17 protein-coding genes are annotated in these 20835 nt (G+C 65.5%); 4 read left to right on the top strand and 13 right to left on the bottom strand.

The features are described from left to right. Positions 1-9 precede the first annotated feature (9 nt). From EIP75_RS04240 to pyrG, 10 genes are all read right to left on the bottom strand, one after another. Positions 10-6321: a beta strand repeat-containing protein gene (locus tag EIP75_RS04240; protein ID WP_125241994.1), complete on the bottom strand. Its 6312-nt coding sequence runs from the start codon at positions 6319-6321 to the stop codon at positions 10-12. Between the two features lie 85 nt (positions 6322-6406). Then, positions 6407-7225: a pseudouridine synthase gene (locus tag EIP75_RS04235; RefSeq protein WP_233584673.1), complete on the bottom strand. Its 819-nt coding sequence runs from the start codon at positions 7223-7225 to the stop codon at positions 6407-6409. Further along, positions 7189-7845, bottom strand: coding sequence for an AAA family ATPase (locus EIP75_RS04230; RefSeq protein ID WP_199758492.1), 657 nt, complete (start codon positions 7843-7845; stop codon positions 7189-7191). The genes EIP75_RS04235 and EIP75_RS04230 overlap by 37 nt, the downstream gene beginning before the upstream one ends. A gap of 5 nt (positions 7846-7850) precedes the next feature. Further along, positions 7851-8537 carry a nicotinamide riboside transporter PnuC gene (gene pnuC / locus EIP75_RS04225; RefSeq protein ID WP_125241993.1) on the bottom strand — a complete coding sequence of 229 codons (687 nt, stop codon included), beginning with the start codon at positions 8535-8537 and terminating at the stop codon, positions 7851-7853. A gap of 47 nt (positions 8538-8584) precedes the next feature. Beyond that, on the bottom strand, positions 8585-8863 hold the full coding sequence (ftsB, locus tag EIP75_RS04220) for a cell division protein FtsB (protein WP_125241992.1): 279 nt from the start codon (positions 8861-8863) through the stop codon (positions 8585-8587). Between the two features lie 22 nt (positions 8864-8885). After that, positions 8886-9842, bottom strand: coding sequence for a hypothetical protein (locus EIP75_RS04215; RefSeq protein WP_125241991.1), 957 nt, complete (start codon positions 9840-9842; stop codon positions 8886-8888). Between the two features lie 86 nt (positions 9843-9928). After that, the gene (locus EIP75_RS04210; protein WP_199758491.1) at positions 9929-10600 is read right to left on the bottom strand and encodes a hypothetical protein; all 672 of its coding nucleotides are present in this window, start codon (positions 10598-10600) and stop codon (positions 9929-9931) included. A 213-nt stretch (positions 10601-10813) separates the two neighbouring features. Beyond that, on the bottom strand, positions 10814-12097 hold the full coding sequence (gene eno / locus EIP75_RS04205) for a phosphopyruvate hydratase (RefSeq protein ID WP_125241990.1): 1284 nt from the start codon (positions 12095-12097) through the stop codon (positions 10814-10816). Between the two features lie 67 nt (positions 12098-12164). Then, positions 12165-13022 carry a 3-deoxy-8-phosphooctulonate synthase gene (kdsA, locus tag EIP75_RS04200; protein WP_125241989.1) on the bottom strand — a complete coding sequence of 286 codons (858 nt, stop codon included), beginning with the start codon at positions 13020-13022 and terminating at the stop codon, positions 12165-12167. 38 nt (positions 13023-13060) lie between these two features. Next, positions 13061-14719, bottom strand: a complete 1659-nt coding sequence (pyrG, locus tag EIP75_RS04195; protein ID WP_125241988.1) for a CTP synthase — start codon at positions 14717-14719, stop codon at positions 13061-13063. Positions 14720-14907: 188 nt separating this feature from the next. Between pyrG and EIP75_RS04190 the strand changes: the two genes are divergently transcribed. After that, entirely contained in the window at positions 14908-15525 is a 618-nt protein-coding gene (locus EIP75_RS04190; RefSeq protein WP_125241987.1) for a hypothetical protein, read from the top strand. Positions 15526-15531: 6 nt separating this feature from the next. Here EIP75_RS04190 and EIP75_RS04185 read toward each other — a convergent pair whose 3' ends face one another. After that, complete coding sequence (locus EIP75_RS04185) at positions 15532-15750, bottom strand: DUF3606 domain-containing protein (RefSeq protein ID WP_125241986.1); 219 nt, start codon at positions 15748-15750, stop codon at positions 15532-15534. 63 nt (positions 15751-15813) lie between these two features. After that, complete coding sequence (arsC, locus tag EIP75_RS04180) at positions 15814-16254, bottom strand: arsenate reductase (glutaredoxin) (protein WP_125241985.1); 441 nt, start codon at positions 16252-16254, stop codon at positions 15814-15816. Positions 16255-16459: 205 nt separating this feature from the next. On the opposite strand from arsC, the gene EIP75_RS04175 reads away from it, so the two are divergent. Beyond that, complete coding sequence (locus tag EIP75_RS04175) at positions 16460-18265, top strand: GGDEF domain-containing protein (RefSeq protein WP_125241984.1); 1806 nt, start codon at positions 16460-16462, stop codon at positions 18263-18265. A 53-nt stretch (positions 18266-18318) separates the two neighbouring features. Next, on the top strand, positions 18319-18783 hold the full coding sequence (locus EIP75_RS04170; protein WP_125241983.1) for an OsmC family protein: 465 nt from the start codon (positions 18319-18321) through the stop codon (positions 18781-18783). Here EIP75_RS04170 and EIP75_RS04165 read toward each other — a convergent pair. Then, on the bottom strand, positions 18752-20095 hold the full coding sequence (locus tag EIP75_RS04165; protein ID WP_158622737.1) for an alkaline phosphatase family protein: 1344 nt from the start codon (positions 20093-20095) through the stop codon (positions 18752-18754). The genes EIP75_RS04170 and EIP75_RS04165 overlap by 32 nt on opposite strands. Positions 20096-20268: 173 nt before the next feature. On the opposite strand from EIP75_RS04165, the gene EIP75_RS04160 reads away from it, so the two are divergent. Beyond that, the gene (locus EIP75_RS04160; protein ID WP_125241981.1) at positions 20269-20826 is read left to right on the top strand and encodes a hypothetical protein; all 558 of its coding nucleotides are present in this window, start codon (positions 20269-20271) and stop codon (positions 20824-20826) included. The last annotated feature ends 9 nt before the right edge of the window (positions 20827-20835 follow it).

The following is a 20835-nucleotide window of genomic DNA, read 5'->3' as shown; positions in this document are numbered from 1 at the left end:
TTCGCCTGATCAGATCAGCGGGCCACCCAGGTTCTGCTGCTCGTCCAGCAGGCGAGTCGTGCTGGCATGCAGCACCGGGGCATCGTCCGTCGATGGCGTGGCGCCCTGGCCGCCAGGCCCTTCCCCATGCGCCTTGGAGCTTGCGGCAGCACCGGCCAGCGTGGCCTGCGCCGCATCTGGCGATGCGGCGAACAGATCGGTCGACGGGCCGGCCAGCACATCGGCCGTGTCCACCCGGTGCTTGCTGAACCACACGTCGGTCATCTCGTGCTGCTGGCCGTTGCTGGTCTCGTAGCTCGAGACCAGGCCCAGCAGGTTGCCGTTGTCCATCTCTGTACCACGCACGGCATCGAGGTTCAGCGCGGTGATGCCCAGTTCGTCCAGCGACTTGAGCTCTCCCGAGTCGGCGATGCCGTTCTGGTTCGCATCCACCCATACCTGCAGATCTTTCCAGTGCGCATCGGCCTGCGAGATCCGGCCATCGTGGTTCGCATCCAGCTCCGCCAGGGCATTGAAGCCATCACCGGCCCGTGCGCCCGAGGCCAGACGCGTGGCCGCCCCGAACAGCTCCGAGCCATCGTTGATCAGGCCGTCATGGTTGCGGTCCATCACCAGCAGGCCGTCCTGCGCCGAGGCCCAGCCCACCTGGCTGTTTCGCCCCGTGGCCGTGATGTCGAAGTGCACTCCATGGCTGGCCGCCACGGTCTGTACGCCGTCGAAGTTCAGGTCCAGCACGATGGGCGAGGTCGATTGCATCGCGTAGAACTGGTCGTTGCTCATGGCGTTGAGCTGGTCCATCGTGAACGCGCTGGACTGCGCCATGGACATGGCCGCCAGATCCGCCGTCTCGAAGGCCACGATCTGGGCCGTGGTGAAAGCCATGATCTGGTCGACAGTGAAGGCCTTGGCCTGCACCGCGGTCATGGCCACGATGTCTTCGGTGCTGATGGCGGCGATCTGATCCACCGTCAGGCCTTGCAGCGTGAAGTACTTCAACGACGAGAACTGGGCCGTGGACAGCGCCGCGATCACGTCGGTCGACAGCACTGCCACGCCTGCGGCGGAGAAGGCCGCGATGTCCCCCGTGTTCATGGCCGACACGTGATCGACCGTGAGCACCGCCATCTGCTCGGTGGTGAAGGCCGCCACCTGCGCCGTGCCCAGCGCCGCGATCTCGTGGCTGCCGAAGCCGCCGATCACGTCGGCGCTCAAACCCTTGATGCCCGAGGCCGACAGCGCGGTGAGCTGCGCGGTGTTCCACGCCGCCACCTGTTCCACGCCCAGGACATGCACCTGGCTGGAAGACAGCGCCTGCACATCGCGCGTCTCCATCGCAGCCAGTTGCTCAGCATTGAGCGTGGCCACCTGCGAGGTGCTGAGCCAGGCAAATTGTGCCGTGCTCAAGGCGATCACCTGGGCTGTGCCCAGCGAGGCGATGTCATCGAGCTCCAGCGCCGCGACCTGCCCTGAAGACAGCGCTGCGATCTGCGCCGTCCCGAAGGATGCGATCTGGTCAGCCCGCAGACCCGTGACCTGATCGGCTCCCAAAGCAGCGATCTGGGCCGTGCCCAGAACGCTGATCTGCTCGGCCGTCAGGCCCTCCAACTGGCTGACCGACAGCACCGCGATGGCCTGCGTACCGAGGACCGACAACTGACCTGAGCCCAGGTGAGCGATCTGGTCTTGAGTGAACGCGGCCACCTGCGCGGTGCCCAGCGCATGGATCTGGGCCGTGGTGAGGGCCTGTGTCTGCTCTACCCCCAGCACTGCGATCGCCGAGGTGCTCAAGGCGGCCAGCGCCGTGGTGTTGAGCGCGGCAAGGTCTTCCGTCTCGATCACCGTGATCTGCTCATTGGTGAACGCCTGCAACTGCGTACTGGAGAGCGACGCGAAATGCGTGGTGGTCAGCGCGATCACATCCTCGTACGACAGGGAGGCCACCTGCAGCGTGCTCAGGCCATTGATCTGTGCCGCGCTGAGCGACGCGATCTGTTCGGCATAGAGCGCATCGATCTGTTCAGTGCCCATGGCCCGCAGCATGCCCGTGCCCAGCACCGCCAGGTCTTCGGTCTGCAAGGCCATGATCTGATCAGGCGTGAGCGCGCGCACCTGATCGGAACTCAGTGCTGCGATCTGATCCGTGCTCAAGGCGATGATCTGATCGTGCGTGAGCGCGGCCACCTGGTCGGTGCCCAGGGCCCTCAGCGTGCTGGTGGTCAGCGCGGCCACATCCTGCGTCTCCATGACGGTGATCTGCTCGGTCGTCAATGCACGCGCCTGTGTGCTGCCCATGGCCGCGAACTGCGTGGTGTTCAAGGCCATCACGCTGTTGAACGACAGCGAGGCGATCTGGGCCGTGCTCAGGCCATTGACCTGCTCCGTGCCCAACGCCGCGATCTGGGCCGTGGTGAAGGCATCGAGCTGCTCAGCACTGAGCGTGCGCAACGTGGCCGTGCTCAAGGCGATCAGGTCGTCTGTTTCGATCGCGGCGATCTGCTCTGCCCGCAGGGCATGCACCTGGGTCGACCCCAGGGCGCCGATCTGCGCCGAGCCCAAGGCCACGATCTGCGCCTCGCTGAGCGCTGCGATCTGGTCACTGCCCAGCACGCGGATGGCCGCCGTGCTCAGTTGGGCCAGATCCTGGGTCTCAATGACGGCGACCTGTTCGGCCGTCAGGGCCTGGGCCTGGGTGCTGGACAGCGCCGCGAACTGCGCGGTGGTCATCGCCGCGATGCCATCGGCCGAGAGCACGGCCACCTGGGCACTGCCCAGGCCGTTCACCTGCACGGTGCTCAGCGCGGCGATCTGCGCCGTGCTCAGCGACACGATCTGCTCCAGGCTCATCTGCCGCAAGGTCGATGTGCTGAGCGCCCCCAGGTCCGCCGTCTCGATGGCGGCGACCTGCTCCAGCGTCAGCGACTTGACCTGGGTGGAAGTGAGCGCGCCAACCTGCGTCGAGGTCAGCGCGGCGATCTGTTCCAAGCTCATGCTGGAAAGCTGGCTCGTGCCCATCACGCGCAAGGCGGCCGTGGCCATGGCGGCCAGGTCTTCCGTTTCGATGGCCACCACCTGGTCTTCGCTCAGAGCGGCCACCTGGGTGGACGACAGACCAGCGAACTGCGCGGTGGTCAGTGCAGCAATGTCATCGGCGGCCAGCGCGGCCAGTTGCGCTGAGGTGAACGCATTGATCTGAGCCGTGGTCAGCGATGACAACTGGGCCGAACTGAGCGCATCGATCTGCTCCACGCTGAGTGCGCGCACGGTACCGGTGCTCAATACACGCAGGTCTTCGGTTTCGATGGCCGCGATCTGGGCCGAGCTGAGCGCCCCTACCTGGGTGCTGGACAGCGCAGAGAACTGGGTGGTGCTCAAGGCCACCACCTGGTCGGTGGTGAGCGACTGGACCTGGCTGGTGCTGAGTGAGCCGATCTGGCGGGTGGTCAGGGCATTGAACTGATCCGGTGTGAGGGCCGCGATCTGGGCCACGCTCAGCGCACGAACCGCGGCCGTCGACAGGGCCTGCAGATCCACGGTCTCCAGTGCCGTGAGTTGCGCCGTGCCGAGGGCCATCACCTGGTTGCTGGTGAGCGATGCGGCCTGCGCCGTGGTCAATGCCACCAACTGGGCATCATTCAACGCCTGGATGGCCTCGGTTCTCAGGGCCCGCACGACAGTGGTACCCAGCGCGGCCAGGTCCGTTGTCTCGATGGCCGAGATCTGGGTGGTGCTCAGGCCATTGAGCTGCGTGCTAGACAAGGCGGCCACCTGGGCGGTGCTGAGCGCGACGATGTCCGCTGTGCTCAGCGCGGCCAGTTGGGTGCTGCCCAGCGCCTTCAACTGGGTGGTGGTCAGGGCTGCCACCTGTTCGGTGCTCAGCGCCACGATCTGGGTGGTGCTCAGGCCCTTCAGGCTGCCCGTGGACCAGGCTGCCAGATCCGCCGTTTCCAGGTTGGCGATCTGCAGCATGCTCAGTGCCGCGATCTGGCTGCTGCCCAAAGCCGCCGCTTGCACGGTGCTCAAGGCATTGAGATCGGCCGTGGACCAGCCACCCACCTGGGTCGAGGTCAGTCCCACGATCTGACGCGTGCTCAGCGCGGCGATCTGCTCGCTGCTCAAGGCGTCGAGCTGCGCCACGCTCAGGCCACGGAGGGCAGCGCTGGACAGGGCCTGTACATCGCGTGTCTCGAAGGCGGCGATCTGGGCCGTGCTCAGGGCGGCCAACTGGTCGCTGCCCAGGGCGGCGGCCTGGGCCGTGCTCAAGGCCACGATCTGGTCCGTGCTCAGGGCCGCCATGGCCACCGTGCCCAGGCTGCGCAGCACCGCCGTGCCCATGGCATTGAAATCAGCCGCGTCCAGCACGGCGATCTGAGCCGAGGTCAAGGCATTGACCTGCACGCTCGACAGCGCAGCGAACTGCGCCGTCGTCATCGCCATCACGTCATCCGTGGCGATGGCCGCGATCTGGGCCGTGCCCATGGCCTTGATGTGCGCGGTGCTCAAGGCGGCCACCTGGCTGGTGGTCAAGGCCTCGATCTGGGCCGCTGTCAGGCCACGGAAGGCCGCGGTGTTGAGGGCACGCAGATCGACCGTTTCCAACTGCGCCACCTGCGCCGTGGTCAAGGCGCTCAGCTGTGTGCTGTCCAGCGAAGCGGCCTGCAAGGTGCTCAACGCGACGATGTCTTCGGTACTCAGGGCCGCCACCTGGACCGTGGTCAAAGCCTTGATCTGCACCGTGCCCATGGCCGCCACCTGCGACGAGGTCAACGCCTCGATCTGGGCCGTGCTCAGGCCGCGCAGTGTCGCAGTGCTGAGCGCGCGCACATCGGCCGTTTCCATCGCCGCGATCTGCGTTGTGCTCAGGCCCGAGGCCTGAGCGCTGGTCAGCGAGGCCACCTGCACGGTACTCAACGCCGCCACTTCGGCCGTGGTCAGCGCACGCAAGGCGTCACTGCCCCAACCCCGCAACGCGGCCGTCTGCAAGGCGGCCACATCCGCCGTCTCGAAGGCGGCGATCTGAGCCGTGCTGAAGGCGGCCAGTTGCGTGCTGGACAGCGCGACCACCTGCGAGGTCGTCAGTGCCGCGATGTCCTGCGTCTGCAGGGCTCGGATCTGCTCCGTGCTCAACGCCCGGATGTGGGCCGTGTTGAGCGCAGCCACCTGGGCTGTGCTCAAGGCCTCGATCTGGCTGGTGCTGAAGGCCTTCAGGGCGGTGGTGCCCAGCGAACGGATGTTGAGTGTCTCCAGTGCGGCCACCTGCTGGGTGACCAGGGCCGAGGCCTGGTTGCTGTTGAGTGTGGCCACCTGCTGCGAGGTCAGCGCGGCCACTTCCTGCGTGCCCAGCGCCGCCACCTGCTCCGTGGCCAGGCCCTTGACCTGCCCCGTCGTGAGTGCCGCCACCTGGCTGCTGCCCAGGGCGGCCACCTGCTGGGTGCCCAAGGCGCCCAAGGCCGTGCTGCTGACGCTGCGCAGATCGGCCGTTTCCAGCGCAGCGGCCTGTGTCGAACTCAGGCCCGACACCTGTGTGCTGCTCAAAGAGGCCGCCTGCGCGGTGGTCAAGGCCACGACGGCGCTGGTGCTCAAAGCCTGCACGCCCTCGGTGCCCAGCCCGCGCAAGGCGGATGTCTGCAGCGCGGCGACACTGTCCGTGCTCAAGGCGCTGACCTGAGAACTGGCCAGCGCCGCCACCTGCGTGCTGGTGAGTGCCGCCGCCTGGGTGGTGACCAGCGAGGCCACCTGCTCGGTCTTGAGCGCCTGCACCTGCACGGTCTCCAGGGCCTTGACCTGGGCGCTGCTCAGCGCCTGGATCTGCGTGGTGGCAAGCGCCTCGATCTGGGCCGTGCTCAGGCTCTTGAGAGAGGTGGTGTTGATCGCCCGTACATCGGCCGTTTCCATCTGCCCGATCTGCGCGGTGCTCAGCGCACCGACCTGGCTGGTGCTCAGCACCGCCACCTGGGTGGTGTTGAGCGCCCGCAGCTCTTCGCTCTCCAGCGAGGCGATCTGCGTGGATGTCAGCGCGCGGACCTGCGTGCTCGTGAGCACGTTGACCTGGCTGGTGGTCAGCGCCGCCAGTTGCGTTGCGCCCAGCGCCTGGATCTGCACGCTGTTGAACAGGCGGATGTCGGCGGTCTCGAAGGCCGCGAACTGGGCTGGTGTGAGCGACAGCAGCGCGGTGGTGCCGATCGATGTGATCTGGCTGGTCGACAAGGCGGCGATCTGCGCCGTGGAAAACACGGCCCAGTCGTCCGTCCCCAAAATGGAGATCGACTTCGCGGACAGCGAAGCGATCTGTGCGGTGGACAAACTGGTGATCAGCGACGCCATGGTTCTCGAAACCCTCAGGTGCCGTCAGACCAGTCGACGGCTTACCGTTCAGTATCGGCGGCGACTTGATGGGCTGAAACGAGGATTAGCAGGCCTTTGGCACGCTTATCGGTGATTCGATGCATGGGGTGTGAGATCCGCCCACCCCGGCCACCTCGTGTGCGTGCAAGGTATGCAGCAGGTGCTGCCAATGGGCATCGACCTGCCAGGGTGACTCGACCCGCAGGGTACCCCCATTGAAGGGATGCGTGAAGGCCAGTTCGAAAGCATGCAGCCACAGGCGCTGAAAGCCCAGCCGCTCGGCCCACCAGCGGTTGAGCGGCCCCTTGCCGTGCGTGGCATCGCCGATGATTGGGTGCGACAGGTGCTTGAGGTGGCGGCGGATCTGGTGACGCCTGCCGGTGAGCGGCCGCGCCTCCACCAGCGACACCCGCGTGGTCGCATGCCGTGGGTCCACCGCCTCAGGCAGCTCCAGCCTCATCAGGCAACGGAAGTCCGTCACGGCGGGCTGGGCCGGTGCATCGGCCGGTGCGTCATCGGGCTTGAGCGGGTGATCGACGCGCACCGCGTCAGGCACCCAGCCCCGCACCAAGGCAACGTAGCCCTTGTCCATCTGGCGCGCCTCGAAGGCCTGCGCCACCAGGCGTGCGGCCTCCGGATCCAGGGCCATCAGCAGCACCCCTGAGGTGCCCTTGTCCAGGCGATGCACCGGGTGCACACGCTGGCCCAGCTGATCACGCAGTGTCTGCACCACGAAGCGTGTTTCGTGGGCATCCAGGCCGGTGCGGTGTACGAGCCAGCCCGGTGGCTTGTGCACAGCGACTAGGCGATCGTCGCGCCACAGCACCGGCAGTTGCTCAGGCCCACTCACGGCGCGGCCCGTGGCAACCAGTGCTGTTCGCACTCACCGTCGTCGCAGTTTTCGCAAAACCACCGCCAGCGTGTACCCTGCCCCGCTTTGGCCTGCCTGGCCGGCGCGTCCAGCAGATGCTCCACCGCCTCCAGCGCCCGCTGCACCCGGGACACGCCCACGCCGGCCACCACGGCATAGGGCACACCCATGCGCTGCAAGGATTGGCGCACCAGGTTGTCGACGGGCAGCCGCACCTGTGGGCCATCGCGGATCAGGCCATCCTGCACCCAGGGCAGGTCCAGGGCCGTCAGCAAGGTCATGGCCGCCTGCGTGTGATCACGTTCGGCCTGGGCATACAGGCTGGTGTCCTGGAAGATCAGCTCACTGTAGACCGCGATCATCAAGGCCGTGGTGTCGGCCAACACCAGGCGATGGGACTGGGCGGCCTCGGCAATGCGCCTGGTCTGCTCCGCTGCGATGGCCGCCTGCTCATCGGCACGCGGCGTGCGGCCATGCAGGTCGCAGAAGTCCCGCAGTGCCTCGGTCACCACCGTGACCGACAGACCACGGGCTGACAGCACACGCATCAGTTCACGCACCAGCGTCGACTTGCCTGTGCTCTCGGCGCCCACGATGGCCACGATCTGGCCAGGGGATGACAAGCCTGCCATGCGCCTCACAGCCCCTGGGGCAAGGGGCCGCTGATGCCCTCTCCGTGGGCCTTGCGGTGCCACTGCCGCCAGCCCCAGAGCGCCAGCACGGCGAACACGCCATACAGGCCCACGGTGAGCCACAGCTCCTTGTGCGCGAACAGCATCATGCTGGCCAGGTTGACGGCCACCCAGCAGGGCCAGTTCTCCACCCACTTGCGCCCAAGCAGCCACTGACCTACCAGGCTGCCTGCGGTGGGCAGAGCATCCCAGTAAGGCACGTCCGAATCCGTGACATGGTCGAGCAGCAGGCCGATCAGGGGCCACAGCAGCAGGAACAGCAGCACCGCACGCCAGCGCCCCAGTGCTGGCAGGATGCGCACCCGCAGCCGGTGATCCTGCTCATCGGTGCCACGCACCCATTGCCACCAGCCCCAGGCTGCCAACGCCACGAAGACGAGTTGCAGCGAGGCTTCGCCATACAGCTTGCTGCGGGCGAAGAGCAGCCCATAGAGCACGGAGCTGATGATGGCCAGCGGCCAGCCCAGCGGGTTGACGCGCAGGTTGAAACCCACCATGGCCAGCGACAGCACGCAAGCCACGCCTTCAAGCCGACTCACGGGCACGCCCCAGGCAGTGAACCAGGTGGCAAGCCAAGGGTCCACCCAGGCCAAGGCATCGGCGATGGGCAAATCGGTGAACGGGATGCTCATGAAGCAGCAGCCATCAGGCTCAGGCAGTTGATCGGAGAAGACCCGGCTCAGCGGGCAGACGCGGTGATCTGCACGTAGATCTCGTCAGGCTTGACCATGCCCAGCTCGGTGCGGGCGATCTCTTCGGCCATGTCCAGGCCCTCCTGCAGATCGCGCACCTCGGCCGCCACCTGCTCGTTGCGGGCCTCGGCGGCCGCATTGCGCTCGTTCTGCTCCTGCAGGTGCGTGCGCAGGGACATGGCGCGCGGCACCCCGCCCTTGCCGAACCACAGTTCGGCATGGACCACGGCCAGAAGGGCCAGCAGAATCATGGTGACAGCGCGCATCCAGAAAGCTTAGCAGAGAACCTCAGGGCTGCACCGGCGCCTGCGCGGCCACCAGGCAGCTGTCCGCGGGCTCCAGCAAGGGAACGGACATCAGGTCACCGCGCAGGTTACGGATGAGAAGGCGTTCGCACGTCTGTGACAGCACCTCTGCGCGCTCCATCTTGCGCACACCGCCTTCAGGATAACGAACGGTTTTGTGCACCACGGCCTGGCCCACGGCCCCCGCCGCTTCCTGACGGGCCAGAGCCAGTGCGATATCCACAGACTCTGCCAACAGGCCCGCGCTTTCCCCCTTCAAGCGGGCCCCTTCAGCCTCGCCCCACCAGGCCGTGGGTGCGTCTGTCTTTGCCGGCAGGGAAACCACCTTGATGACGGCCTTGAAAGGCTCGGGGCGCCCGGGCGTCGCCACGGTCACTGCGTTCTCGAGCACAACGGCCCTGTGGTCTTGCGTCAACAGAAACTGGGGCGCACATTGGATCCACCGCCCGTGCCGGATCTCTGTCGGCATGGTTGCCAGCTTCTTGGGCCCGGGGGTACGGGCCTTGTTCAGGGCCTGCTGCATCAGGTCATGCTGCCTGAATCCGCCCAGGACGGACTCATAAGGCTGCAAGACACGGTTGGCGGCCTCCTGCAGTTGTGTCTTCTGGCTGTTCTTGGCGGATTCAACAAGGACACCGTGCGTCACGACCGCTGCGATGAGCCCGCCGATACCCCCCACGGCGGGATACAGCATGGCACCTGCGCCCAGCCCTGTCGTGTCGTGGTTGACGGCGCCTCGAAACGGAACAAGCGCGTTCTCTTCGGGCAGCACGAAACCCCACGACAGAGCTGCACTGGCCTGGGAGGCTTCGCTGGCAGCGGGCTCTGGCGCCAGTGCGGCCGGCGCCGCAGGCACCACGTCCTGCGCCCGGACTTGCCCGGACATCGCCAAACACACCCATGCCGCGCCAATGCCGGCCAGCAGCGAGTTCTTGTCCATGAGTTCCCCTGGATATGAATGGGGCACCCCACATGCCAGCGGGATGCCCGAAAACCGCCAGTGCTGCGGCGGCTTTGTTCCGTGCCTTACTTGAAAGGCGTCAGGAATGTTTCCTTGCCTTGTTCAAGCGCCTGGAAATAGGCATTGGTCACGCCAGGAAACTTGGGGGGCTCATCCCAATTGCCTTCTGCGCCTTTGATGACTGCCACAGGCAGGTACCACTCGTAGGTGTTGCTGCTGAGGTCCAGCAGATAGCCGGTGCCACGCAGCGCACCCTTGGGGTCGGTCGTCGGCACATAGGCCGAATACGCGCGTTCGACCCCCACATAGCTCACATTGATCACCAGCAGTTTGTCGATCTGGTATTTCTGCTTGAACGAAGAGTGATCCCTGGGAGCGGTGTTGGGCGCACTGCCAGAGGAGCGAGGAAGATCATCGACATTGATCTGCTCGGCGATCACCACGGCTGTGGCACCCTTCTTGGTGATGGCCTGGGCGATCTCCTGCTTCAGGGTGTCCAAGCCTTCTGGCGGCAATGTCCTGATGTGATCCGTCAACGAATTGTTCATCATGGACGCTGCGGCAAGGCACAGCAGGCATCCAGCGCCAGGAAAGCTCGTATCGACTTTGGGTACGGCTGTCATGGCCACCCCGATGCGCGTGCTGTTGCCGGAAAGGGTGGCGGGCTTGATGTCCACCGGCCCTTGTGGAACAGATGCACAACCCACAACCACAACTGTCGCCACCATCGTGGCCATTGCAAACACGAATCTCAAACCGACCTCCCAGCAGATTTCATTGAAACAGGACCACATTTTGGCTTACAAACTTAACAAAATGAAATGCTCATCCCCCTCACCTTCAGGATGTGGTGTCGACATGACGGATGCAGAGGGCCATGAAAAAGGCCCCGTCAAGGGGCCCTCATGCATTGCCAGCGCGCTGCTGCCGCAGCCCGCGACCAACGGAGATCAGCGCAGGTTGTAGAACGCGCTGCGGCCGGGGTACACGGCCACGTTGCCCAGATCTTCTTCGATGCGCAGTAGCTGGTTGTACTTGCTGATGCGGTCCGAGCGGCTCATGGAGCCGGTCTTGATCTGGCCGGCGTTGGTGCCCACGGCGATGTCGGCGATGGTGTTGTCTTCCGTCTCGCCCGAGCGGTGGCTGATCACGGCGGTGTAGCCCGCGCGCTTGGCCATTTCGATGGCGGCGAAGGTTTCCGACAGGGTGCCGATCTGGTTGATCTTGATCAGGATCGAGTTGGCGATACCCTTGTCGATGCCTTCCTTCAGGATCTTGGTGTTGGTGACGAACAGGTCGTCGCCCACCAACTGAACCTTCTTGCCCAGGCGCTCGGTCAGGTGCGCCCAGCCGGCCCAGTCGCCTTCGTGCATGCCGTCTTCGATGCTGATGATGGGGTACTTGTCGACCCAGGTGGCCAGCATGTCGGTCCACTGCTCACCGGTCAGGCTCAGGCCTTCGCCTTCGAGGTGGTACTTGCCGTCCTTGTAGAACTCGCTGGCGGCGCAGTCCAGGCCCAGGGCGATCTGCTCACCGGCGGTGAAGCCGGCCTTGTCGATGGCTTCCAGGATCAGCTGGATGGCCGCTTCATGGCTGGCCACGCTGGGGGCGAAACCACCCTCGTCGCCCACGGCGGTGCTCAGGCCCTTGTCGTGGATGATCTTCTTGAGGGCGTGGAACACCTCGGCGCCGTAGCGGATGGCCTCGCGGAAGGTGGGCGCGCCCACCGGCAGGATCATCAGCTCTTGCAGGTCGAGGTTGTTGTTGGCGTGCGCACCCCCGTTGATGACGTTCATCATCGGCACCGGCAGCTGCACGGCGCCCATGCCGCCGAAGTAGCGGTACAGGGGCAGGCCGGCTTCTTCAGCAGCAGCGCGGGCCACGGCCATGGACACGGCCAGCGTGGCGTTGGCGCCCAGGCGGCTCTTGTTCTCCGTGCCGTCCAGGTCGATCATCGTCTTGTCCAGGAAGGACTGCTCGGAAGCGTCCAGGCCCAGCACGGCTTCGGAGATCTCGGTGTTGATGTGCTCGACGGCCTTGAGCACGCCCTTGCCCAGGTAGCGGGACTTGTCGCCATCGCGCAGTTCGATCGCTTCGCGCGAGCCGGTGGAAGCGCCCGAGGGCACGGCAGCACGGCCCATGTGGCCGCTTTCCAGCAGCACGTCGCACTCGACGGTCGGGTTTCCGCGGCTGTCGATGATCTCGCGGCCGATGATGTCAACGATGGCGCTCATCTGTCTGAATCCTCAAGAAATGTTGAAAGTTATGGAGATGTGTGGAACTGCGGGAATCGTCAGGGCGTCAGGCCGAGAAGTTCGCTTCCAGGAAGCCGTTCTTCTTGGTGATGCGGTCCAGCTCGACCAGCGTTTCGAGCAGGGCCTTCATGTGCTTGAGCGGCACGGCATTGGGGCCGTCGCTCATGGCTTTGGAAGGATCAGGGTGCGTTTCCATGAACAGGCCCGAGATGCCCACGGCCACGGCCGCACGCGACAGCACGGGCACGAACTCGCGCTGCCCGCCCGAGCTGGTGCCCTGCCCGCCCGGCAGCTGCACCGAGTGCGTGGCGTCGAACACCACCGGGCCGGCCGTCTCGCGCATGATCGCCAGCGAGCGCATGTCCGATACCAGGTTGTTATAGCCGAAGCTGGCACCACGTTCGCAGGCCATGAACACGTCATCGGGCAGGCCCTTTTCGCGCGCGGCGGCACGGGCCTTGTCGATCACGTTCTTCATGTCGCCCGGGGCCAGGAATTGGCCCTTCTTGATGTTGGCGGGCTTGCCGGACTGGGCCACCGCACGGATGAAATCCGTCTGGCGGCACAGGAAGGCCGGCGTCTGCAGCACGTCAACCACCGAGGCCACCGTGGGGATCTCGGCCTCGGTGTGCACATCGGTCAGGATGGGCACGTTCAGCTCGCGCTTGACCTTGGCCAGGATCTCCAGCCCCTTGTCCATGCCGGGGCCACGGAACGAGGTGCCCGACGAGCGGTTGGCCTTGTCGTAGCTCGACTTGAAGATGAAGGGGATGCCCAGCGCGGAGGTGATCTCCTTGAGCGTGCCGGCCGTGTCCATCTGCAACTGCTCGGACTCGACCACGCAGGGGCCGGCGATCAGGAAGAAGGGCCGGTCCAGGCCGATGTCGAATCCGCAGAGTTTCATGGTGTGCTCCGGTCTCTGTGTGTCGGTCGTGCCGGGGCTCAGGCCTCGGCCTGGCCGGCGGCCTGGTGGTCCAGCGCGGCCTTGATGTAACCGATGAACAGCGGGTGGCCGTCCCAGGGGGTGGACTTGAACTCGGGGTGGAACTGAACGCCCACGTACCACGGATGCACCGTGCGCGGCAGCTCGACCATCTCGGTGAGCTTCTCGCGCTGGGTGATGGCCGAGATCACCAGGCCGGCCTGCTGCAGGCGGTCGAGGTAGTGCTCATTGGCCTCGTAGCGGTGGCGGTGGCGCTCGGTCACGACCGGGCCGTAGATCTCGTGGGCCAGCGTGCCGGCCTTGACGTCCGAGCTTTGCGCGCCCAGGCGCATGGTGCCACCCAGGTCGGAGCCTGCATCGCGCTTCTGCACGGTGCCGTCTGCATCGAGCCATTCGTCGATCAGGGCGATCACGGGGTGCGGCGTGGTGGCATCGAACTCAGTGCTGTTGGCACCGGCCAAGCCGGCCTTGTGGCGGGCGTACTCGATGGTGGCCACCTGCATGCCCAGGCAGATGCCCAGGTAGGGAATGCCGTGCTCGCGGGCGTACTGAGCCGCCACGATCTTGCCTTCCACGCCACGCTTGCCGAAGCCGCCGGGCACCAGGATGGCGTCGTACTGGCCGAGTTGCTCGGCCGTTTCGGGCGTGAGCGTTTCGGAGTCGACATACTCGATGTTGACGCGGGCATGGTTGTGGATGCCGGCGTGGCGCAGCGCCTCGTTGAGCGACTTGTACGAATCGGACAGGTCCGTGTACTTGCCGCACATGGCGATGGTGACGTCGCGCTTGGGGTTGGCCACCTCGTGCACCAGCGTGTCCCAGCGGCTCAGATCAGCCGGCTTGGTCTGCAGTTGCAGCTTGGTGCAGATCAGGTCATCGAGGTGTTGCTCGTGCAGCATGCGGGGCACCTTGTAGATGGTGTCCGCATCCCACACCGAGATCACGCCGGATTCGGCCACGTTGGTGAACAGCGAGATCTTCTCGCGTTCATCAGCGGGGATGGCACGGTCGGCCCGGCACAGCAGCGCGTCGGGCTGGATCCCGATCTCGCGCATCTTCTGCACCGTGTGCTGCGTGGGCTTGGTCTTGAGCTCGCCAGCGGCCGCGATGAAGGGCACGTAGGTCAGGTGCACGAAGGCCGTGCTGGCCGGCCCCGACTTCAGGCTCATCTGGCGCGCCGCTTCCAGGAAAGGCAGCGATTCGATGTCACCCACGGTACCGCCGATTTCGACGATGGCCACGTCGACGGCATCGGCCGTGCCGACACCGGCGCCACGACGCACGAAATCCTGGATCTCGTTGGTGATGTGGGGGATGACCTGAACGGTCTTGCCCAGGTAGTCGCCACGACGTTCCTTCTCAAGGACGCTCTTGTAGATCTGGCCGGTGGTGAAGTTGTTGGCCTTCTTCATCCGCGTGGTGATGAAGCGCTCGTAGTGGCCCAGGTCGAGGTCGGTTTCGGCGCCGTCGTCGGTGACGAACACCTCTCCGTGCTGGAACGGCGACATCGTGCCCGGATCCACGTTGATGTAGGGATCGAGCTTGATGAGGGTGACTTTGAGGCCACGCGATTCGAGAATAGCGGCCAGTGACGCGGCGGCGATGCCCTTGCCAAGCGAGGACACCACACCGCCCGTGACGAAGACAAACTTGGTCATTGCGCAAAAGCGCCCGCCGGAAATGCGGGCGCTGCGGTGGTAAAGCGGCATTATAGGCCTTCGGCACCCACCGGGTTGGCCGCGGCGGGCATGGAACGCGCGGGAAAACACGCTCCGCAGAAGTCTCTAGTGGTGGCGCCACTGCGGCTGATTAGACTTCTTTCATTATCCGACAACCGTTGTCGCCCATGAAAAAGCCACTGTCCCTGCGTGCCCTGCCCAAGATCGTTCCGTCTGCCGTGGTGGCGGGTTGGCTGCTGGCAGGCCTGGCATTGCCCAAGGGGGCCTGGGCGGTCACGCCCTCCAAAGTATCGCTGGATCAGTCAGTTCCGTCAGCCCAGGAGGCGCCAAGCACACGCGCAGACATGATGCGCACGTTCAAGGCACGATGCCCAGGTCGAGTAGAGCGCCTGCTCAGTGTGGCGCTGCCCAGCGAACGGCCGAATTTCAAAGCCATCGGCGACATCTGCACGTGTGCGGCCACGGCCATGGAGACATTGCCAGAAAGCGCAACTGCGGACTACACGGCGCAAGCCACCCAGGCCGCATTGGCTTGCAGCAAGCCCACCATCACCGCCCGCAATGAGCAACTTGCCCGCAAAGCGCTCGGCCCCTACCTGACAGCCCAGGGCCTTGACGCCAGCCAGGTCGGCCATTTCAGCCAATGCGCCGCCGACACGCATTGGCAACACACACTGGACAAGTCCCGGGAAGAGCAACGGCCCCCGGCACAGGCATGGTGGGCCACTTGCACCGAGCAAGTAGGCCGCAAGGGCCTGCCCCCGCCCGACAACCTGCGGGACTGAGCAGGCTCAGCCGCCCTGCTGGTGACCAGCCATCCCGGCGGTGAGGTAATCCTTGATCTTGTCAACGCGTGGGCCCACCTTGAGCACGGCGCTTTCCAGCGCTTCGGTGGTCAGGCCCAGGGCCGCGGCCCACTGCTTCAGCGAGGCCTTGTCATGGATGTCGACGGATTCCCTGGATTGGGCATCTTCGGCGGCATCCTGTATGGTTTGCGTGTCTGTGGACATGGCGGCACTCCTGTCAATGCGATAGCCACTGCACGGCAAGCAGCGTGCCCACAGGGCCAGGGCTCATCCCGCCCGCCGTTGCCCTGTCTCGTCGATCACCACCTCCCCATCTTCCTTGGTGAACGGACCTTGCTGGGCCGCAGGGAGGATGTCGAGCACCAGTTCTGAAGGACGGCACAGCCGGGTGCCCATCGGTGTCACCACCACGGGCCGGTTCATCAGGACGGGGTGCGCGGCCATGGCCTCGATCAGCACGGCATCCTGCACTGCAGGATCGTCCAGGCCAAGTTCAGCACAGAGAGGCTCCTTGGCTCGCAGCAGCTCACGGACCGAGGTGCCCATGGACGCCACCAAGGCACGCAAGGTCTCCTGGCTCGGCGGCGTCTGCAGGTACTCGATGACCTGGGGCTCGATCCCTGCATTGCGGATCATCGCCAAGGTGTTGCGCGACGTGCCGCAGCGGGGGTTGTGATAGATCGTGATGGTGGGGTCGAAAGTGGCCATGGTGGAACAGTTGAAGCGGCGATCAGTGCATCCAAAATCAAGGAGCGCGTGCCCATTCTTGCAGATGGCCTTTTGCCCCATCAAGCGTGACAACTTGATGTCAGAACAATGACCACCGCCATTTTTTTGCGAGTGGCTGTTGCAGCCCTCAAGCCGTCATCAAGGAGGCCGATGATGCCGGCGTCCCATCACAAGCAGTACCTCCATGTCCTTGCAAGCGCCCAAGGTCCACAGCACGCCCGACGTGGGCGACAGCGTGGCCAGCCTCCTGGCTCATCGATCGCTCCGCATGCATTTCCAGCCCATCGTGCGCCTGAGCGATGGCGCCCTGTTCGGCCATGAGGCCCTCGTGCGGGGCCCCGAGAACACACCCTTGCAATGGCCCGATGCGCTCTTTGCACAGGCTTACACGCAAGGCTTGAGCCTGCAACTCGAGGAAGCCTGTCTGCGCATCGCCGTTCGCAGCTGGACACCCACCCAATCACCGGGCAAGCTGTTCATCAACCTCAGTGCCGAGGCGTTGATGCACGTGCTGCGCTGCGAGTCGCTGCAGCGGCGCATCGCGGCACTGAGACGCTTCGGGCTGTCGCCCGCGGCCATCGCCATCGAGTTGACAGAGCATGAGCGCGTGGGGGATCTTCCCGCGCTGATCGAAGCGCTCAAGCCCCTGCGCGCGCACGGCGTACAGATCGCATTGGACGACTTCGGCGACGGCCGCTCCAGCCTGCGCCTGTGGTCCGAGCTGCAACCCGATTACGTCAAGATCGACAAGTACTTCGCGCGTGACGTGGCCCACCAGGCGGACAAAGTGCAGACCATGCGCGCCCTCACCCGCATCGCCGAAACCCTGGGCACCACCATGGTGGCCGAAGGGCTGGAAACGGCCGACGACGTCAAGGCCGTGCGGGATCTGGGCATCCAGCTGGGCCAGGGCTACTTCCTCGGACGGCCACAGGCGCTTCCCGCGCCCCAGGTGCTGGAGCAGGCCGGCGCCGTGTTCAGCCAGGGCGACATCGCCGTGCTGCCCCACCCTGCCCGCTCGACGCGCAGCGCCTTCACAGTCGAGCGCATCACGCTGCTGCAGGCCAGCCTGAGCGTCCACACGACGCATGATGAAGCCGAGCGCTGTTTCCGTGCCGACGAGAGTCTGCACAGCGTGGCCCTGCTGCAGGAGCAGCGGCCGGTCGGGCTGCTCAACCGCGACAAGTTCATGGACCGCTATGCCAAGCCTTTCTTCAAGGAGGTCTATGGGCGCCAGCCCTGTCTGCTGTTCGCCAACACCACACCCCTGGTGCTGGACAAGCACACCGGCATCGATGAGCTCACGGGGGTGCTCACCTCCGAAGACCAGCGCTACCTGACCGACGGATTCATCGTCACCGAGGCGGGGCACTACCTGGGCATTGGCACCGGCGAGAGCCTGGTCCGCTCGGTCACGGAGGTGCGCATCGAGGCCGCGCGCCACGCCAACCCGCTCACCTTCCTGCCGGGCAACATTCCCATCAGCGAGCACATTGCCCGCCTGTTGGCCAGCGGGCGTGATTTCGTGGCCTGCTACGGTGACCTGAACCACTTCAAGCCCTTCAACGACCACTACGGCTATTGGCGCGGCGACGAGGTCATCCGGCTGGCGGCGCGCACCTTCATTGGTTGCTGCGACGCACGCCGTGACTTCATCGGGCATGTAGGCGGCGACGACTTCGTCGTGCTGTTCCAGAGCGAAGACTGGTTCACGCGCTGCGAACGCACGGTGTGTGAGTTCAACGAGCGCGTGCGCGCCTTCTACGACCAGGTCGCCCTGGCGCGCGAAGGCATCGACAGCGAAGACCGCGAAGGCGTGCAGCGCTTCTTCCCGCTGACCACGCTGTCCATCGGCGCGCTGTGCGTGGCGCCGGGGCAGTTCAGCGAGCCTGACCAGGTGGCATCGGCCGCCGCGCAGGCCAAGCTGCGCGCCAAGCAAAAAGGGTGGGACGTGTACGTGCAAGGTGCCGCCCTGGTGGCGCCTGACTGAGCCTCGGCCGATAATGCCGCAAAGGGCTTTCAAGCCCACACGTCAGGAGCCCCATGCCACACCATCACACCGCCGAAGTGCTCTGGGAACGCGGCGACCAGCCCTTCACCGACAAGCGCTACAGCCGTGCCCATGTGCTGCGCTTCGATGGAGGCGTGGAGGTCGCTGGTTCGTCCTCGCCTCACGTGGTGGCACCGCCCATGTCCACCGAGGCCGCCGTGGACCCGGAAGAAATGTTCATCGCGGCCCTGTCGAGCTGCCACATGCTGTGGTTCCTCGCCATCGCCGCCAACCGCGGCTACCGGGTGGACCGCTACCACGACGCACCCACCGGCCTGCTGCGCGAGAACACCGAGGGCAAGATGGTGATGGCCACCGTCACGCTGCGCCCGGAGATCGCCTTCTCGGGCGAGCTTCAACCCGATGCCGATGCCTTGCATGATCTGCACCGGCTCGCGCATGAAGAATGCTTCCTGGCCAATTCGGTCAAGACCCTGGTGCTGGTCGAACCGCGCTGAACACTTCGGTCACAGGCTGCAGGTTCAACCACTCGCTCTCGGCCTCGGAGCCCGAGCCTTCGATCACGCCATGAAAGCGCCGGAAATCCGCCTTGAAGCGGTCCAGCGCCCCGTTGAGCCACAGCACGGTGGCCAGTACATTGAGGTGGTCCACCCGCTGCGCCACATCGCCCGGCTTCACGCCTGCGCCGTAGAACAAGGTGGGAATGCGGTGGGCCCCTGTCAGGTAGGGATCGCCCTGGCGGCGGTCGGTGCTGCCGTCTTCGTCGAACGTGACGATCAGCAGGCTGTTGTTTGCCCGGGCCCAGGCTGCATAGGGGCCGATGTGCTCGCGCAGCCAGTCATCAGCCACCTGCGCGGTGTTGCTGTGCGCATCGTGCTGCTCGTTGGGCACCACGATGGACACGTGGGGCAGGCTGTCGAACGCCAGAGGCTTGCCACCTGCATCCTGCGCAAAACCCCGGAAGGCCCGCTTGAGCACCGGATCGCGCGTCGGCGCGAAACCCAGGTTCACGCTCACCGGCATCACGTGATTCGCCAGATCGCCGTGGCGCCCGCGTGGGCTGGTGGGGGCGCGCTGGTCCGTCCAGTTGACGGCCGGGTTGTGCTTGCGGCGGTACAGGTCTGTGGCGGCATGGCTGTCGGCACAGGCGGCCACACGGTCGTCGGTGCCACAGTTCCAGCTGGGGTATGGCAGCGATTCGCTGAAGCTGGCAAAGCTGCGGCCGGACTGCATCAGCGCCGCGCCCAGATTGGGCGAGCACAGAGGCAGCCAATCCTCGGGCAGATTGGCATTGCCCACGCCGATCCGTGTCTGACGTGGGACCGGCAACCGCCCGCCATCGCGGTTGAACAGCGCCTGCCCGGTGTAGGGTGACCGGGCGTCTTCGAACCATGCCGGCAGCACACCCTGGTGATGGCCGGAAAACAGATACAGGTAATTGGGTTGGCTGGGCCGTGTGGGCCATTCGGAGCCGTAAGGCGTGCGTGTGAAATGCGCATTGGTGAACCGGGCCCCATCCTGGGCCAGTTGGTTCAGGAAACGCCAGTTGGCGATACCCGAGTACACCGGCGCATCACCACGCTTGAGCTGGGCCTCGGTGGCATCGAACGCCGACAGATTCTCAAGAATGACGATGACGATGTGGTCAGGGCGCCAGGAGGGCTGCCCCACGGGCGGATTCACCTTGGGTTTGCGCCGCGCGGCCAGGGCCGCCAGAGGCCCTGCGCCGAACAAGGTGGCGACCAGACGGGCGAGCAGCGAGCGCCGCGTCTGGCTGGCCGGTGTTGATCGGGGGGCGGGCTTGGGCATGGCGTCGCCAGCGTAGCAGGGCTTTCGCTTCCGGGGCTGAACCGAACGGTTCATGACGCCCCATGACCGCCTTATGGCAGCCAAGCCTGCAACAATTCCAAACCTTGCTTTCATTCAAAGCTCGCAGAATCAAGCCCTGAGGCGGCTGTATCAGCGCCCGCAGGAGACAAGCCTTGACGTGTATCAGCTGGCATTTCAGACGCCATCCCCCACTGGCCATCCTGGCCCTGTGTGCCCTGCTAGGCGCTTGCAGCACACCACCTGCCAGCAAACGCAGCGCCGAGTCCGAACAGTGCTATCGCCAGGGCGTGATGCGGACCTGCACCACCGCGCCGCCGTCTACCGCGGGCCAGATCGCCGCAGTGCACCGCCTGAGCCCCCCGCCGATGGACCGGGCACGCCTGCTCATCGTGCGCAACGACTGGACCGACGCCTCAGGCCATGCCACGCTTCGCCTGGACGGCAAGCTGTTGCAGGAGACCATCCCGTGCTCGGTGCTGGGGGTGGATGTCCGGCCCGGCCAACACCGCTTGCAGATAGACCCGGCCGGATCAAGCACGCCTGCATCGATTCAGATCGGCGCGGGCGAGCTCCAGGTGTGGCGTGCTCAGCGCACTCGAGAGGGAGAGCGCCGGCGCGGCTTCCTGCTCACGCCACTCGATGCAGGCGATGCACGCAGCCTGGTGCAGGAATGCCGCGTCCTGGGCCTGATCGATCGGTCAGTTCCTTGACGGCCGCGT

The sequence above is a fragment of the Aquabacterium soli genome (genome assembly GCF_003933735.1).
In the GTDB taxonomy this organism is placed as follows: domain Bacteria; phylum Pseudomonadota; class Gammaproteobacteria; order Burkholderiales; family Burkholderiaceae_C; genus Aquabacterium; species Aquabacterium soli.
This window is presented reverse-complemented; position numbering and strand designations above follow the sequence as displayed.